The sequence below is a fragment of the Glycomyces luteolus genome, from assembly GCF_027622875.1.
Lineage (GTDB): Bacteria > Actinomycetota > Actinomycetes > Mycobacteriales > Micromonosporaceae > Glycomyces > Glycomyces luteolus.
This window is the reverse complement of sequence record NZ_JAPZVP010000016.1, coordinates 79,580-95,819: the sequence shown is the minus strand read 5'-3', so window position 1 is coordinate 95,819 and position 16,240 is coordinate 79,580. Positions and strand designations below refer to the sequence as shown.

Below are 16,240 nucleotides of genomic sequence, written 5' to 3'. Positions count from 1 at the left end.
TCGGCGTCTCCTGAAGCGGTGCGGCGCTGCGGGTTCCGTGCCCGTCAGTGCGTTGTCAGCCGTGCGTCAGCGCCGACGGCGAAGGTATCGGCATGAACCCGGACGCCTAGCGGCGAACGGCCCGCACGACACCTCGAACGAAGGAGACTCCAATGTCCGCCAAGCAGATCCGCCCCACCACCGTCACCATCGCCGCCATCCTCCACTTCGCGATCGCCCTCGCCTTCGCGTCGATCCCGATCATCGGCCTCGTCTACGGCGGCGACGTCCAAGCCGCCGCCGAAGCCGAGGTCGCCCGCCAGGGCCAGTCCCCGGACCTGCTGGCCGCCAGCGGACTCGCCTTCGACGAGCACGGCGTCGCGATCTGGGCGCCGTTCGGCATCGCCGCCGCGATCGCGCTGCTCGGCTTCATCGTGCTGGCGGGCAAGCGGATCGGCCGCATCCTTGCGTTCATCGCGCTGCCGCTCGTGCTCGCCGGGAACGCGCTCATCATGGCCAGCAACGCGACCGCCGCCGCTAAGGTCCAGGCGCTCTTCGACGCCTCGGACGACGCGGCAGTCCGCTCCCTCGACGCGGCCGCGATCCTGGACGCCGCATTCACCGCCTACCCGAGCTGGCTCCCCGCCCTCGAAGGCGTCCGCTTCGCGGTGGTCATCGGCGGCTGCATCCTCGGCGTGGTGCTCCTGGCCCTGCGCCCCGCCCGCGCCTACTTCCGCAGGGCATGACCGCAGCTCAACGAGCGGGCCCCGCGCCAGGCGCGGGGCCGCTTCGCGTGTCTTGACCCGCGACGAGCGCGGTCGTCGCGGTGCGTCGGTGGCGGGCCGGGTCAGGCCTGATCCGCGAAGAGCAGCGCGCTGGCCGCGTCCCGGTCCATTGCCGCGCCGAGGTCGTATCCCTGCTTGAACGCGTTGGCCCCCAGCGCCTTCCTGACGAGTTCGGGCGTGCGCAGGGCCGCGTCGTAGCCGCGCCGGTCATCGGTGCCGAGGAGTGCGGCAGCGGCACCCAGCAAGGTCGCCGCCCTGACCGCGTCCCCTTCCTGGAGGGCGATCGCGGCCCTGATCCGGGCGGCCATGGCGGGGTAGGGGCCCGCGGCGCCGTCGACCAGATCGGGTGTGAGCGCATCGAGGCGGCGGCGCGCGAGGGCCGGGTCTCCCTCGGCGAGCGCGGCCAGGGCCCGCAGCGCAGCGCCGCAGACGTGCACGCGCGCATGCATGGCGGAGCCCGTGAAGACCGGTTCCGTGGCGTCGAGTTCGCGGAACGCCGCTTCGTGATCGCCGGTGTAGAGCAGGATCTGGGCACGGCACCAGCGCACATACGCGGTGGTGTGCGGATCGCGGTCGGCGTCGGCCAGTTCGATGCCGCGGTTGATGAACGTCCAGGGCTGGTCGTCTTTGCGCTCGCCGACAGCGCCGCTCTGCGCGCTTCGGACGACACCGTGCATCGCGCTGACCAGCGCGAGCTCGGCGTAGGTCTCGGCGGCATCGCCGGCGGTGCCGAGCTCGTCGAAGAGCGCGGCCGCCTGTGCGAGCGCGTCCTCGGCAGCGGTGTGATCGCCTTGGCGTGCCCAGAATTCGGCGCGCATCCGCAGGGCAGACGCGCGGCCGAAGCGGTCCCCGAGCTTGGCGAACTCGGCATCGGCGCGGTCGATCTGCGCGAGGCTGACGAGTCCGTTGGAACCCTCGTCGACGGCGGCCGCGGTGAGCAGGATGATGCCCAGTTCCCAGCCTTCGGCCGAATCGGGGTCGGCGGCGACGGTCGGGTCGGAGAGGAACGCGGGGGCGATGGAGAGGAGCCAGCGACCGGCGATCGGTCCGTCCGCCTTGCGTCCCAGGGCGATGCCTTCGGTGATCGATCGTGCCCCGGCGGCGATGTCCCCGAGTTCGGTCTGCGCCATGCCGGTGACCAGGAGGACTGCTGGGGCGAGGGACGCGGAGATCTCGCCGGGCAGGGCCAGGAGGGCCGGGAACCAGTGCTGGAGTTGGCTGCGGAAGCCGCGCAGGTGCCAGTACCAGAACAGGGCGGCGATCATGCGCAAGCCGGTTTCCTTGTCGCCGTTGGCGACCGAGCGGCCGAGGACGGCGAGGAGGTTGTCGTGCTCGGCGTCGAGTCGCGCCATCGCTTCGAGCTGAGTCGCGGTCCGGATCTCGTCGTCGGCGCGTTCGACCAGGTCGAGGCAGTACCGGGCCATCGCGTCGTGCTCGGCCTCGGCTGCGGCTGGTTCGAGCCGCGCCGCGGCGTAGGAGCGGATGGTCTCGAGCATCCGGTACCGGTCGCCCACACGTTCCACTAGGGACTTGTCGACGAGCCCGGTGAGCGCGTCGAGGTCGCCGACCCGGTCGAAGCCGACGCCGCCGGGGTAGACGGACATGCGCATGGCCAGGGCCCGTTCGGCTTCCGAGAGGAGGTCCCAGCTCCAGGCGATCACGGCCTCGAGGGTGCGGTGCCGCTCGGGCGCGGTGCGGTCGGCACCCGCGAGGAGTGCGAACCGGTCGTCCAGGCGGGCGGCGATCTGGGCCGCGTCGAGCGCACGCATGCGCGCGGCGGCGAGTTCGACCGCGAGCGGCAACCCGTCCAGGCGGCGGCAGATCTCCACGACCGCTTCGGTATTGGACGCGTCGAGCCTGAAATCGGGGCGTACGGCTGCGGCCCGCTCGCGGAACAGCCGCACTGCGGGACTCGATTCCGGACTGTCTATTGAGATCGGCAGTGGCGGGATGGGGAACAAGTGCTCGCCGCCGATCCCGAGGGGTTCGCGGCTGGTGGCCAGGAGGCGCAGGCCCGGGCAGGCGCCGAGGAGGCGGGCGGCGAGCCGCGCGGCGGCGTCGATTCGGTGCTCGCAGTTGTCGAGGACGACCAGCGCGTCCTGGTCGGCGAAATACTCCTCCAGGCGGGACGCGGCGTCGTGCGCGGAGGGCTCGAGCAGGCCGGATTCGCGGGCGCCGATGGCGCGCAGGACCGCGGGGGCGACGTCGGCGTCGTCGCCGACCGCCGCCAGCTCGACCAGCCACACTCCTTGGGGCGCAACGCTTGACAGGCCCGTCGCGGCCTCGACCGCCAAGCGCGTCTTGCCCGCGCCGCCGGGACCGGTGACCGTGACCAGGCGGGAGGCCGTTACCGCCGCGGCGAGCGCGTCCAGCTCGGTTTCGCGGCCGACGAAACTGGTGAGCTGGGCTTTCAGGTTGCTGCGCTTCTCGACGCGCGCGGCCGGGGCCGCGCTCTGCCGGAGGATCTGCAGGTGGAGCTCGGCGAGTTCGGGGGAGGGGTCGGCGCCGAGCTCGTCGGCGAGGCGCTCCCGGGCCCGCTCGAACGCGTCGAGGGCTTCGGCCGGTCGGCCGGTCGCGTACAGGGCGCGCATGAGGAGCGCCTGCCAGCGCTCGTCGAGCGGGTGGGCGTCGGCGAGGGGTTCGAGTTCGGCGAGTACGTCAGTGCCCGTGGCGATCTCGAGGGCGAGGCGTTCGCGGGTGGTCTCGTTGCGCAAGCGCTCCAGGCGGATCGCTTCGTTGTCGGCGAACCGGAGGTGACGCAGGTCGGCAAAGGCCGGTCCGCGCCAGAGGGATTCGGCTTCGCGGAGCGCGGCGAGGTCGCCGTTTCTGCGGCCGGACTCCGAGAGGCGCTCGAAGCGCGTCACGTCCACGTCGGCGGGCTCGACCGCGAGGCGGTATCCGGCGGCGCCGCGGGTGAGCCGATCCGCGCCGATCGCGCGCCGGACCCGGGACACCAAGGCCTGCAAGGCGTTCGCGGAGGGGGCGTCGTCCTCCCAGATCGCGTCGAGGAGCCCGTCGGCGGTGACCTCGCGGCCCGGTTCGAGCGCGAGGCGGGCCATGAGCGCGCGCAGGCGCGCCCCGGCCAGGTCGACTTGCCGGTCGTCGGCGTCGCGGATCTCGAAGGGGCCGAGGAGGAGTACGTGCATGGGAGTAAGTGTGCCTGGGAAGGGGGCGGCGGAGGCATTGGAGGGCGATCGCGGCGGCTGAGGCGGCCGCGCCCGGCGCGCTTGACGATCAGGCGGGTCGTACTCGATGAGTAGCATCGGCTTCTACCTGAGGGGCGATGTCAGGATGGATTGGATCGAAGAAGAAGCCTGGATCAGCTTGGGCCACGAGATCGAGTCCACGGCTATTGCGGGGCCGGGGATTAGGACGACGTACGAGACGACGGTATTTCGCGTCCAGCGTCCCGGTCGTGGAGGCAAACCAGCTCGCGTTACGGGCCAGCAGTCATGCAGTCCCGCCTCGCGCTGATGCCGCCGCACACTCGGGTGCGGCGGCGTTCGGGCGAATGCTTTGCTCAGGCGTGCTCGCGGACCCTGCGGAACTGGCGTCCGGCCAGATCGATCCCGGTGACCTCGCCGTCCTCGTCCCGGGCGAAGTAGCCGCGCTGTCCCTGAAGCTGGCCCTCGGTGACGATGTAGTCGTCGCCCTCCACCGCAACGAAACCCATATGCGCTGGTTCGCAGTCGGCGGGCATGTCCGCCTGGGAGGCCGCGCGCAGTTCGGGCCGGATACGGGCCGCGAGGCTCAGGTGGTCGCCTTCGTCGACGACGCTCACGGTCATCATGTCCACCTCGTAATCGCCGACGACCTCGGCGGCGCGCGTCACGTCGAAGGCGACCGGCTCGGGGTCGCGGTCGATCAGGCCCAGGTAGTGCTCGAGCGCCCAGCGGATGACCGCCAGGTTGCAGGGTGTGCCGCCGGGTTCGGCGTTGGTGAGGACGACGATCGCGAAGTCGTGCTCGGGCACGGCGATGAAGTCCGCGAACTGGCCGACCGACGAGCCGCCGTGGGCGAACGTGGCCGCGCCGTCGATCTCGCGCAGGAACCAGCAGATGCCGAAGCCGTCGCCGAGGGAGCTGCCGCGCAGCTCGACGGTCTGGCGCCGCATCGCCTGTAGCGCTTCGGCGGCGACGATCCGCTCGCCCGAGTCGGCGCGGCCGTCCCCGAGGTGGAAGCGGGCCCAGCGGACGAGGTCGCGCGCGGTGGACGCGCCGCCCCCGCCGGGGTTCTGGGCGCGGTGGACCTTCCAGGTGGAGGAGACGGCGGTGCCGTCGTCGGTGACGCTGTGGCCGAGCGAGAACTTGCGGGTCATGGCCTCGGCGGCGAAGAACGTGGAGTTCTCGAGCCCGACCGGCTCGAACAGGAGATGCGCGATCGCCTGCTCGTAGGTCTTCCCGGTGACGACCTCGATGACGCGGCCGAGGAGGTTGAAGCCGGCCTGGCTGTAGGACGCCCGCTCGCCGGGCTCGGCGATGAGCGTCAGTTCATCGAGTTGGTCCACATAGGTTCTGAGAGCGTCGTCGCCGTCGCCGGTGTCCCGCAGCATCCAGGTGTCCAGGCCCGCAGTGTGGTTGAGCAGGTTGCCCACGGTGATCGTGGCGGCGGTGCGCTCGTCGGCGAGCTTGAGCTCGGGAAGGTAGCGGCGCACCGGGGCGTCGAAGTCGACCTTGCCCTGCTCGGCGAGGATCACGAGCGCGGTCGCGGTGAAGCCCTTGGTGGTGGAGCCGAGGGTGAAGATGGTGTCCTCGTCGACCGGGTGCGGGTTCGCGACGCTGGTGACGCCGTGGGAGGCATAGATCTCGCGGCCCTGGTGCCAGATGCCGACCGAGATGCCGGGCACCGCGTACTCGGCGGCGGACTGGGCGACGACCTGCTGGAGCTCGTTGGCGGTCATGGTGGTTCCCTTCGCGGATGCGGTTCCGGGTACTCCCGGGTTGCGGTGTCGAGGAGAACCATCGCCGGGGGCGCTGACAGCGCACTGACGCGCTGCTGACGAGCCGTCGGAACCAGCTTGAAGTGAACGTCCTCACAGGCCGGTGCGCGGAGAGGCGGAATTGTCGTACCCCCCTTCTACGGTTGCGGAGGCAACTGAATAGCGCGCGCACCGCCCCAACGGGCGGGCGCGAGAACCGATCGGACGGTGCGATGGCAGTGCAACCATCAGACAGTTCACGGAACCAGGCGGGCCTCGACGCGATCACCCGAGCCCTGCCGTTCGAAACCATTCCCAATGAACCGCTGCGAGCGCATTTCGCTCAATGGCTGCTCAACTCCCTGGCGACCGCGGATCGGCTCGGACCGTTCCCGAGCCTCGAACCCGAAACACCGCCACTCGCGGTTGCTCCAGAAGGCGCGTCTCCGGCGACCACGGTCGAAGCCGCACCGCAGACAGCGCCACCGCGGGGCGCCTCTGAAGCCGCGACAGCGGTAGCGCCGAACACGGCGGCACCACCGAATCCCTCCGCGGCCCCTGCCGCGCCTGAACCGGCCCCACCTGACGATCGGCCCGGATACGAGCCGCTGCCACTGGAGTGGCAGGGACCGCCCGCCCCTCCGAGACCGCAGTTCGTACGGCAGCGCGACGGCACCGTCTGGGTGACCAAACCGATCCTCCGCTCGCGTGGCTGGACCGACTCGGCGGTTCGCGACTTCCTTCCCGAACCTGAAGGGCTCAAACCGAACCCGCGATTCGCCGCCATCGGAGCACCGATGCCGGTCTGGCGGCCCGCGACCGTCGCATCGGTCGAGGCCACGCCGGAATGGCAGGCCTGGCTGGAACGGTCGCTGCGGCGACGGCGGACGACGCTCGAAGCGCTGGCCGAGACCGAGGACGTGGACTTCCGCGCCCGGGTGGAGGCAGTCAGCGCGGCCATCGAGGCGGAGGGAGGCGCGCCACGCGACAAGGAATAAGGCCGCGGCTGCGAGTGAGTGGCGGTCGGGCCGGCTAAGACCGGCTATGGCGGCCCTGGCGAGTCGATCTTCGACGGCATCGGCATTGACCGGTTTCGACCATGCCAGGCTCGGCGAATCGCCAGTGCCTTGGTCGCTGATCTCCTAGGTTGGAAGGCGGCCAACGCGGTCCGCGCCGGCGCGGACCATGGGCGCAGTCGACGAAGGAGACGGTCATGAGCGATTTCGAGTTCGCGGGAAAGGGCTTCGACATCCGCTTGGACAACGGAGTGCTGTTCCACAACACCTATGCGGTCGAAGGCAATCGGATGGTGTACGAGCAGATCGACGGCGTCGTGGAGGGCGCTTCAGAGGAGGTGGAACTGTTCGTCGCCGAGGTCGCGCCGCGGATGTATCTGGTGGGCTGGAACGAGGTCTCGGGAGCGGCCGTGGCGCACGTGATGGATTTCAGGACCAAGAAGATCACCGCGTTCCGATCGATGGACGCCAACGGCGGACGGATCGGCGAGGTGCACTCCGGGACGTTCGAGGAGGTGAAATAACGACGATCGAAATCGGTCGCGGTAGCCAAGTGAGCGGACGATGGCAGTCGTAGGCGATGGCGCGCAATGGTCAGAATCGGTCGCCGCAACGCCGCAACGCCGCAACGCCGCAACGCCGCAACGCCGCAACGCCGCAACGCCGCAACGCCGCAACGCCGCAACGCCGCAACGCCGCAACGCCGCAACGCTCGCGCTGCGACTCAGGCCAGCTTGAACCCCGCGGCGGTCGCCAGCTCCCCGGCGATCTCGACCGCCTGATCCGCAGTGATGAGCGCACCGCGCAGACTCAAGAGCCCGGTGATGCCCGACAACTCCGCTCGCCGGAAGTCGCAGCCCTTCGCATTCCCGACTCGCGAGAAGTCCGCCCCGGGGAAGACGCAGTCGATGAACACGGTCTTCGAGAGGTCGCCGAGGAACGTCGCGTTCATGAACCGGCACCGTTCGAAGACCACCGGGCCCTTGGCCGTCCCGATCGAGATGCCCGCGAAATCGGCTCGGCAGTCGGCGATGTAGACGTCCTGGGCCAGTGCGAACTGCGCCTGCCAGCCCACCAGCTGGCTGTCGGTGATCTCCAGCCGCCGCGCGGTCGTCCGCTCCCAGCGGCCGTTCGCCAGCACCGATCGCTCGACCGTCACGTCCACGATCTCGAAGGGCGACAACACCGTCCCCGAGAGGTCGACGCTGCGCAGCAATGACTGGTCCAGGCTGCCGTCGCCCTGCGCGCCGGTCCACCGCAGGCCGTCGATGAGGCGCTCGCTCAGCTCGAAGTCCGGTTCGGGCTCCCCTTCGGCGTCCTGGTCGAAGGGCCGCAGCCGCTCGGCTTCCCACAGCGGCTTGCGCATGGACCGCTTGTCGTCGATCTTCCTGAACTTCACCGAGCCTCCAAGGTCAACGTGGACCTCGGCAGGCTACGCGACCCGGCCGACAATTCCCTGCCCGCGATCGAGCAAGAAGTGGCGGCCGTCGCCCGCACCCGGTCTTGGAGGCCCTCAGGCCCACGGCCGCAGGTCGAGCAATGCGCGGAACGGCTTGTCGGCCGCTGCTTCAAGGCCCGCGTCGACTCCGGAGGAGGAGGCGGCCTCACCGGATTCGCACCGGTGTGCGGCTCGTCTCGCAAGCAAACTATTTGAACGTGTTCAAGAACTAGAGTAGGCTTGGGCGCGAAGGAGGAACCCATGAAGATCGTCATCCCAGGCGGCACCGGCAGTGTCGGCGCCGTTCTCGAACGCGGCCTCCTGGCCGCAGGCCACCGCCTCATCGTGCTCACCCGCAGTCCCTCCCGCCCGCACCACATTCACTGGGACGGCCGCACCCTCGGCCCCTGGACCGAGGCGATCGACGGCGCCGACATCGTGATCAACCTCGCCGGACGCAGCGTCAGCTGCCGCTACACCCGCGAGAACCTCACCGCGATGATGGACTCCCGCGTCGACTCCACCCGCGTCATCGGCGAGGCCATCGCCGCCGCCGAGCAGCCCCCGTCGGTATGGCTCCAGATGAGCACCGCCACGATCTACGCCCACACCTTCGACCGCGCGAACGACGAGGCCACCGGCGTCATCGGCGGCAGCGAACCCGACGTGCCCGCTTACTGGGCCAAGAGCATTGACATCGCGCGGGCCTGGGAGCGCACGCTCGACGAGGCCGACACCCCGCACACCCGCAAGGTCGCGCTCCGCTCGGCGATGGTGATGAGCACCGATCGCGGCGCGGTCTTCGACGTCCTCTCCCGCATGACCCTGCTCGGGCTCGGCGGGGCCGTCGGCGGCGGGCGCCAGTTCGTGTCGTGGATCCACGAAGCCGACTTCACCCGGGCCGTGCAGTTCCTCATCGGCCACGAGGAGCTCGCCGGCCCGGTCAACCTCGCGGCCCCGCATCCGTTGCGGCAGAAGGACCTCATGCGGACCCTCCGGCGCGCCTGGGGCGGCCACTTCGGGCTCCCCGCCACGAAGTGGATGGCCGAGCTCGGCGCGTTCGCGCTCCGCAGCGACACCGAGCTGCTGCTCAAGAGCCGCCGTGTCATCCCCGGTCGTCTCGAGGACGCCGGCTTCGAATTCTCCTATCCCGCATGGGAAGCCGCAGCCGACGACCTGGCGAGGCGTACGGCCGCCGACCGGAAGTGGCCGCTCTTGAAGCGCCCGGGGCTCAAGGCCGTCCGGGCCCTGACCGGCAGCTGAGCCACCGGTACCGCAGAGGCGCGGGAACGGGCGGCGGCGCATAGGGCATGCCCCTTCCCACCCGCATCCGCCTCCGACCAACCGAAGAAATGAGACGACTCTCCCACACGGGTCCGACATCGGCCGTTTCTGCTGTTCAGCGGCGTGAACCGGCGGCTCCGCATCGAAGGATCGCGTCTCGGGCGCATCAGGCGGTCGTGTGCCGGTGCGCTTCGGCGAACGCCGCCACCGCCATCGCGGCGGCGACCGCCGCGGCGGTCCAGCACACCGCGCCGAACGACACCGCGTGCGCCAGAGCCGAACCGAGCGCCGCCGCGACCAGGTACACCGCCCACACCCCGGCCTGCAGCCGCGCCGACCGCAGCCCGCGGCGCCCGCCCGAGAGGTTGACGAACAGCGCGATGAGCGTGCCGGTCAGCACTGTGGTCGACACGCCCGACAGCCCGATCCGCGCCGCATGAATGCTCTGCACGCCCATCGCGAACGCCGCCAGCGCGATCGCCAGCTCGAATCCCTGCGCGAGCCCCGCCAGACCGAGCATCACCACCTCGACCAGGAGGAGCAGCGGGACGCCGAAGCTCGTGAGCACGTGGCGGCGCGTCGCCAGTGAGGCCAGCACCGCGCCGAGCGAGAACCCGAGCAGCGACCACAGGGGGCCGACAGGGGAGAGACCGTCGTCGCGTCCGGTCAGCTCGCCCGAGACGGCGACCGCGAGCAGCACCGCGTTGCCGGTCTGGTTCGCGACGAACTGCTGGCTCAGGCTGAGGAACCCGGCGCCGTCGACCGCACCGGCGATCGCGGTGAGCACGAGCGCGGTCCAGGCGTGCGCATAGGTCGGGACGGGCAGTCTCACCGGGCGGCGCCGTAGCGCTGCGGCCGTGCGGGGGAGGACGGATCGAGGCGGTGCCACATGCGGCCCAGGCTAACGCCGGCACGGGCCGCTCCCGGTCCGACCCGCCGCCGGCCTCGGTGCTCGGGTCCGACCTGGTGGGCGCGGGGCTCCAGGCCGCTACTCCGACTCGTCCGTTCGCCTGCTGCGCGAGGCGATCAGCGCCACCGCGCCACCGGCTACCAGCACGGCTGAGACTGCCGCGAACGCTGCGATTTCGCCGCCCGTGGCGGCCAGGGCGCAGCGAGCGCCCGAGACCGAGTCGCTGTCTGGGTCGGACTCGTCTGTGCCGTCGGGTCCATCGGTCCGGTCTGATCCGTCGGGTCCGTCGGGCTCCTCGGATCCGGGCTCGTCTGATCCGGGCTCGTTTGATCCGTCGGGTCCGTCGGGCTCCTCCGAGCCGGGCTGGTCTGATGGATCGGGTTCGTCGGACTCGTGCGGGCAGGGCTCGTCGGGCTCGCCTGATTCGTCTGCGTCGGTGGTGTCGTCATCGCCGTCCGGTTCCTGGCTCCCGGTGCCGTTGTCGTCCGAAGGCGACTCGGTCGGGCTCACATCGGTCTCGCAGGCGAACGTGGCCGCGAACGGGAACTGGTGGATCTCGCCGCCGTTCTCGCCGACCTCGCCCAGGCTCGCGTTCTTCGCGATGATCTGGCCCTCGACGTTGGAGGGGTCGATGTCGGAGTAGTCGGCGTCGGGCGCGAGGATCGAGCCCTCGACCGTGTCGCCGCTGGTGATGCGGAGCCGGGTGGCGTCATTGAAGTTCCACAAGATGTATGGCGCCTGGAGGCCGCTGATACCGGCTTGGGAGGCAACCCTCCAGTCGAGCTCGCCGCCGGTCCCCGAGGTGTCCACGTTGATCAGCAGCGGCTGACCCTCGGTGGGCTCGTTGACGAAGGTGAGGTCGGACATGGCGTTCAGGTCCTCGCCGGTCACGTTGAGGATGTTGGTGGTGGCGGGATCGCCGTCGTCCGGCAGCGTGATCCGGATCTGCTGGTTCTGCTGGACCTCGCCCTTCGGCACGGTCCCGCCCTGGCTGTCCTGCATCGCGATCTCGTTCGCGTCGCACGCCCACAGGTCGGCCGCGTTCAGGCGGAGTTCGGCGAAGGCCGCGTCGAAGTCGATCGGGGAGGCCGGGCCGACCGAGTCGATCGGCTGCTGCAGGTTCAGCTCGATCCTCGGCGTCGAGTTGTAGTCCGCGGCGTCCACGACCAGGCGGGTGTTGACCGAGGCGTTGTTGGAGTCCGTGTTCAGCACGTCCGCGCCGGCCAGGTCCCCGACCTTCACGTAGTCGTGGACCTGCACGACCGACGCCGCGGGGTCCTGCGTGAAGTCGACCTGGCCGCCCACGACCAGGGCGCTCGGCACCGAGTCACCCGGCGCGGTGAACGTGCTCGCGTCATGGATGTTGACGTTGTAGGACCCCGAGACGACGAGGTTCCCGCCCGTCGCGATCCCGCCCTCGGACTCGGTCGAGACGAGGACCGTCTCGTCCTCGACGAAAGCGTTGAACCCGAGCGCCGGCGCGAGCGGGTCCACTGTGACTGGCGCGGCCTGCGCGACTGGAACCGTGCCCGCTGTGGCGAGAACCGCCGCAGTAACGATCCCGGCGGCCCCGAGGACGGCGAGACGGCCCGCCCGGAGGCGGTACCTGGGATTCGACGGCGACTTCGGCATAGCGCTCCCCCTGGAGTGGACGGTGGTCGACTGCTGGTGGGAGGAGTCGCGGATGAGCCTAACAACGCCGGTACCGGTCATGTGGAGTGAAACGCCCGGATGCTCGGTCCACTCCCGACCGACGCCGAGCACTGGCGAGGCTTGCGGCAAGAGACCGGTTACTGAAGGATCAGCATTGTGGGGCAAGCGAATCCGGCCCCACATGACCAAGGAGGATTCCAAATGGAGCAACCCGGTGAACGTCGCGAACGCGGGCTCAAGACCCTGCGGCACCTCTCGGGCGAGGCCGAACCGACGGTCGTCGCCTCACTGGCCGATATCGCTCCCGACCTAGGCCGGTTCATCGCCGAATTCGCCTACGGGGACGTCCTCACCCGACCCGAGCTCGACCTGCGCGACCGCGAGCTCGTCACGATCGGCGCGCTGGCAGCGCTAGGCAACGCCGCCCCGCAGCTGCGTTTCCACATCAACGGCGCCCTCAACGCCGGGTGCACCCGCACCGAGGTGATCGAGGCGCTCATCCAGATCGCCGTCTACGCGGGGTTCCCGGCGGCCATCAACGCCGTCGAGGCAGCACGGGAGGTATTCGCCGCCCGCGACGCCGAACGCTGACTCGGGCAACCCGCTCACGAAACACCGCTGGGGCGCAGCGCGATAGCGTTGCGCCCCAGCGGTTGTCGAACCAAGGCGGCATTGCATCAGGGGCCTCAAGCTCGGCGACGCTCGGGAGCCGTAGATCTGCGCTGCATCCGATTTGAAGACCAGTGCCGGCGGCGCTATAGGGCCGTTGAGACCTACAGGTACTGGCCCACGTGCTGCTGCGGGATCTGCGGCTCCGTCGTCGTCGGGTCGGTGCCGCTGCGCCGCGCGTACAGCTCGGCGAGGGTCATCGGGTCGCGCACGGTGTCGCCGAGCCAGTCGCTCGATTCGATGGCCGAGAGCGCCCCGACCTCGATCTGCGCCAGGCACCGGCCCGGCCGGACCACGGCCGGGTGCAGGCGGTCGAGCCGCTCGTTCGTGGTGATCGCGACCATGATCTCGCGGCCCTGCCCGAGCAGGCCGTCCGTGAGGTTCAGCAGCCGCGCGAGCGACTGCCCCGACGCCTCCTTCGCTTCGCCGCGGATCAGCTCGTCGCAGTCCTCCAGGACCATGAGCCGCCAGTGCCCGCGCCGCGGCTCGTCCGCATTCAGGTCCGCGTCCAGCACCAGATCCATCTCCGACCCGATGATGACCTCCATCAGGTAAGACGGATCCGCGAAGAACGCCTCCGGGTCGAGCACGGTGTCGACCTGGCACCACGGCGCCCATTCGCGCGCGAGCGCCCGCAGCGCCGTCGTCTTGCCCGTCCCGGGCGGGCCGTGGAACAGCACGAGCCGCCCCGCCACGTCCGAAGCCTGCGTCGACATGAGCTTGCCCAGCGCCGACCCGGCGTTCGAGGAGTAGTTCCGCTCGATCTCCGGCCAGCGCGGCGCGCTGATCGACCGCGTGGACCGGAACGGGCCGCGCGCCGACCGGTACCAGAACCCCATGTCGACCTTGTCCTCGCCGACCTCCTCGACCGAACCGGTGCGGTCGGTGAGGTACGCGGCGATCTCCTCGGCGCGCTCGCGCGTCACCGCCGTCACGACCGCCTGGCCCGAGCCGTCCCGCCACCGCTGCGTCCGCAGCGTCCAGCCGTCGCCGGTCACCAGTTGCAGAAACGAGGCTCCGGAAATCGACCGGACGAGTGAACCGCCTTCCGGTATGAGGTCCACGTCGTCGGCGACCAAGTCGAGCGCCCGCACCACCGCGTGGGGCTGGGCGCCGGAGACATACGCGTCCAGGGCCATGAGGTTCAGCACGTTCGACGGATCGTCCGAGCCGTCGAGCGTGAAGTGCATGTTGCCGAGCACGCCGCCGCCCCCCTGAAGCAGGTTCATGATCTCACCGCGTCTTTCGATGATTCCCATCGCGATCCACCATAGAAAACTACGGCGACGCCTCCGCCGCCGTGACTGCCATCGCACGGCAAAGCCTGCCGCGCTGCGTGCCTTATGACTGTGTGTCGTGCAACCCCCGCACGGCAGACATGCGCCCGCAGGGCTCGCCGTGGAGTTACCGGAGATAACTGAGCCCCACCCGGTGGGCCGTGAGCTGGAACAATCAGCCATGCTGGGTTACGTGACCGCATCGACCGAGACCAGCAAAAACACCGCCGCCACCATACCTGGCGGCGGCGCGCGGTCCCGAGGCGGGCAGCAGCGGGCCCCGCGGCCCGGGATGCGCGTACCGGCCGTCATCGCGGCCGTGCTCGCGGGCCTCGCCGCCGCCGTGATCGCGCTCGATCTCGGCGGGGCCGTGGACGTGGCGGCGCTGCCGGGCCTGTCGACCGCCGACCCCGCCGTGACATGGGCCGCGGGCCTCCTCAAATACGGGTACGACCTGGCGATGCTCGCCGCGGTCGGCTGCATGATCGCGGCCGCGTGCTTCCTGCCCGGGCGCCAGGGCGACCGCGCCCGGCTCACCGGCCAGTCGTGGCGGTGGCTGCGCGTCGGCGCCGCCGCCTCCGGCATCTGGGCGGCCGTCGCACTGGTCAGCCTGCCGATCGACTTCGCGAACACCTTCGCCCGGCCGCTCGGCGGGGTCACCGCCCTCGGCCTCTGGTCGTACGTGGGCCAGTACGAGCAGGGGCAGGCGCTCGCCCTGACCGCACTGCTCGCGACCGCCGCGGCCGTGGTCGCGGCCCGGGCGTTCACGATCCCCGGCGCGGTGTGCGCGGCCGCGCTCGCGGTCGCGGCAGCGGTCCCGCCGGTCTTCACCGGGCACTCGGCGTCGAACGGCAACCACCAGATCGCCGTCGACGGGCTCCTCATCCACGTCGCCGCCGCCGCGTTCTGGGCGGGCGGCCTGTTCGCGCTGTTCATCGCCCGCCGCGACCCCGCCGTCGCCGCCCGCCGGTACTCCCGCGCGGCCGTGTTCGCGTACGCCGCGATCGGCTTCTCGGGCCTGATCGTGTTCTGCGCCAACGTGAACCTCACCGACCTGTGGGAATCGGACTACGGGCGCATCGCGCTCGCCAAACTCGCGGTCCTCGCCGCCGGCGGCGTCTTCGGCTGGGCGCACCGCCGCCGCACACTGCCGCGCGTCGCCGCGGGAGACCGCGGCGGTTTCACGCGGCTCGCCGCGGTCGAACTGGGGCTCATGGCGATCGCGTTCGGCCTCGCCTCGTCCCTGTCGGTGACGCCGCCGCCGTCAGAGGAGCTGCCCGACCCGAACACCGCCCTCCTCGGCTTCCCCACCCCCGGCCCGCTCTCCGCCTCCGCCATCGCGCTCGACTGGTACCCGTCCGTGCTGTTCTGCACGGCCGCACTGGCACTCGTGGGCGCGTACGTCGCCGGCGTGGTCCGCCTGCGCCGCCGCGGCGACGCCTGGCCCTGGTACCGCACCGCCCTGTGGATCGCCGGATGGGCCGTCGTCGTCATCACCACCTCCTCCGGGCTCAGCAAGTACGGCATGGTCCTGTTCAGCGCGCACATGGTGCAGCACATGGCATTGAACATGCTCGCGCCGATCCTCCTCGTGCTCGCCGCCCCGGTCACGCTCGCGCTGCGCGCCCTCAAACCCGACCGCGCCGGCGGCCCCCGAGAATGGCTGCTCGCCGCGATCCACAGCCGCTGGTCGCGCCTCGTCTCGCGCCCGCTCGTGGCCCTCCTCATCTACCTGACCAGCCTCTACCTCATGTACTTCACGGGCATGTTCGAGTGGGCGATGCGCTCGCACTTCGGGCACCTGTTCATGACGACGCACTTCCTCGCCGCCGGAAGCCTCTTCTTCTGGGTCGTCATCGGCCCCGACCCGAAACCGCGCCCGCTCTCCTACCCGGCGAAGGTCCTGCTGTACTTCGTGTCGATCGTCTTCCACGCGATCTTCGGACTCACACTCATGATGGGCACCAGCCTGATCGCCGCCGACTGGTACACCCAGATCGCCCTCCCGTGGGCGGGCGACCTCCTCGCCGACCAGCGCGCCGGAGGCGGCATCGCCTGGGCGTTCGGCGAGATCCCCAGCCTCATCATCATCGTCGTCCTCATCGCGCAGTGGACCCGCTCCGAAGAGCGCGAAGGCCGCCGCCTCGACCGCATGGCCGAACGCGCCGCCGCCTCAGGCCGCCCCGAAGACGACCCGCACGAGGTCTACAACGCCTACCTCGCCAGCCTCGACCAGGAACGCCGCTGAACGACCTGACTTTCTTCACGGTGCAAACCGGTCGTTAGACAGATGCACGCGCACCCGGCCCGA

At 70.5% G+C, this 16,240-nt stretch carries 12 protein-coding genes; 6 read left to right on the top strand and 6 right to left on the bottom strand.

Annotated features, from left to right (window positions below):
* Positions 1-152: 152 nt before the first annotated feature.
* Positions 153-725: a hypothetical protein gene (locus tag O1R50_RS19235; protein WP_270111801.1), complete on the top strand. Its 573-nt coding sequence runs from the start codon at positions 153-155 to the stop codon at positions 723-725.
* A gap of 101 nt (positions 726-826) precedes the next feature.
* Here the strand turns inward: O1R50_RS19235 and O1R50_RS19230 are convergent, their stop codons facing one another.
* Positions 827-3,910, bottom strand: a complete 3,084-nt coding sequence (locus O1R50_RS19230; RefSeq protein WP_270111800.1) for a BTAD domain-containing putative transcriptional regulator — start codon at positions 3,908-3,910, stop codon at positions 827-829.
* A 374-nt stretch (positions 3,911-4,284) separates the two neighbouring features.
* Positions 4,285-5,664 (bottom strand): serine hydrolase domain-containing protein, encoded by a 1,380-nt coding sequence (locus tag O1R50_RS19225; protein ID WP_270111799.1) that lies wholly within the window; start codon positions 5,662-5,664, stop codon positions 4,285-4,287.
* A gap of 701 nt (positions 5,665-6,365) precedes the next feature.
* On the opposite strand from O1R50_RS19225, the gene O1R50_RS19220 reads away from it, so the two are divergent.
* Together O1R50_RS19220 and O1R50_RS19215 are read left to right on the top strand one after the other, a co-directional pair.
* Positions 6,366-6,680, top strand: coding sequence for a hypothetical protein (locus O1R50_RS19220; protein ID WP_270111798.1), 315 nt, complete (start codon positions 6,366-6,368; stop codon positions 6,678-6,680).
* Positions 6,681-6,895: 215 nt separating this feature from the next.
* On the top strand, positions 6,896-7,222 hold the full coding sequence (locus tag O1R50_RS19215) for a MoaF-related domain-containing protein (RefSeq protein ID WP_270111797.1): 327 nt from the start codon (positions 6,896-6,898) through the stop codon (positions 7,220-7,222).
* 200 nt (positions 7,223-7,422) lie between these two features.
* Here O1R50_RS19215 and O1R50_RS19210 read toward each other — a convergent pair whose 3' ends face one another.
* The gene (locus O1R50_RS19210) at positions 7,423-8,097 is read right to left on the bottom strand and encodes a pentapeptide repeat-containing protein (protein WP_270111796.1); all 675 of its coding nucleotides are present in this window, start codon (positions 8,095-8,097) and stop codon (positions 7,423-7,425) included.
* A 300-nt stretch (positions 8,098-8,397) separates the two neighbouring features.
* On the opposite strand from O1R50_RS19210, the gene O1R50_RS19205 reads away from it, so the two are divergent.
* On the top strand, positions 8,398-9,399 hold the full coding sequence (locus O1R50_RS19205) for a TIGR01777 family oxidoreductase (protein WP_270111795.1): 1,002 nt from the start codon (positions 8,398-8,400) through the stop codon (positions 9,397-9,399).
* A gap of 187 nt (positions 9,400-9,586) precedes the next feature.
* Here the strand turns inward: O1R50_RS19205 and O1R50_RS19200 are convergent, their stop codons facing one another.
* Complete coding sequence (locus O1R50_RS19200) at positions 9,587-10,252, bottom strand: DUF1275 family protein (RefSeq protein ID WP_270111794.1); 666 nt, start codon at positions 10,250-10,252, stop codon at positions 9,587-9,589.
* A 156-nt stretch (positions 10,253-10,408) separates the two neighbouring features.
* Complete coding sequence (locus O1R50_RS19195) at positions 10,409-11,962, bottom strand: collagen-binding domain-containing protein (protein WP_270111793.1); 1,554 nt, start codon at positions 11,960-11,962, stop codon at positions 10,409-10,411.
* Positions 11,963-12,184: 222 nt separating this feature from the next.
* On the opposite strand from O1R50_RS19195, the gene O1R50_RS19190 reads away from it, so the two are divergent.
* Positions 12,185-12,574, top strand: a complete 390-nt coding sequence (locus tag O1R50_RS19190) for a carboxymuconolactone decarboxylase family protein (protein WP_270111792.1) — start codon at positions 12,185-12,187, stop codon at positions 12,572-12,574.
* Between the two features lie 182 nt (positions 12,575-12,756).
* Here O1R50_RS19190 and O1R50_RS19185 read toward each other — a convergent pair whose 3' ends face one another.
* Complete coding sequence (locus tag O1R50_RS19185; protein WP_270111791.1) at positions 12,757-13,881, bottom strand: DUF5925 domain-containing protein; 1,125 nt, start codon at positions 13,879-13,881, stop codon at positions 12,757-12,759.
* Positions 13,882-14,122: 241 nt separating this feature from the next.
* Between O1R50_RS19185 and O1R50_RS19180 the strand changes: the two genes are divergently transcribed.
* Positions 14,123-16,177: a cytochrome c oxidase assembly protein gene (locus tag O1R50_RS19180; protein ID WP_270111790.1), complete on the top strand. Its 2,055-nt coding sequence runs from the start codon at positions 14,123-14,125 to the stop codon at positions 16,175-16,177.
* The last annotated feature ends 63 nt before the right edge of the window (positions 16,178-16,240 follow it).

Excerpts from the sequence above, each read along its gene's own strand:
- O1R50_RS19235 (WP_270111801.1), top strand. The coding sequence starts at position 153 with ATGTCCGCCAAGCAGATCCGCCCCACCACCGTCACCATCGCCGCCATC.
- O1R50_RS19230 (WP_270111800.1), bottom strand. The coding sequence starts at position 3,910 with ATGCACGTACTCCTCCTCGGCCCCTTCGAGATCCGCGACGCCGACGAC.
- O1R50_RS19225 (WP_270111799.1), bottom strand. The coding sequence starts at position 5,664 with ATGACCGCCAACGAGCTCCAGCAGGTCGTCGCCCAGTCCGCCGCCGAG.
- O1R50_RS19215 (WP_270111797.1), top strand. The coding sequence starts at position 6,896 with ATGAGCGATTTCGAGTTCGCGGGAAAGGGCTTCGACATCCGCTTGGAC.
- O1R50_RS19205 (WP_270111795.1), top strand. The coding sequence starts at position 8,398 with ATGAAGATCGTCATCCCAGGCGGCACCGGCAGTGTCGGCGCCGTTCTC.
- O1R50_RS19195 (WP_270111793.1), bottom strand. The coding sequence starts at position 11,962 with ATGCCGAAGTCGCCGTCGAATCCCAGGTACCGCCTCCGGGCGGGCCGT.
- O1R50_RS19190 (WP_270111792.1), top strand. The coding sequence starts at position 12,185 with ATGGAGCAACCCGGTGAACGTCGCGAACGCGGGCTCAAGACCCTGCGG.
- O1R50_RS19185 (WP_270111791.1), bottom strand. The coding sequence starts at position 13,881 with ATGAACCTGCTTCAGGGGGGCGGCGGCGTGCTCGGCAACATGCACTTC.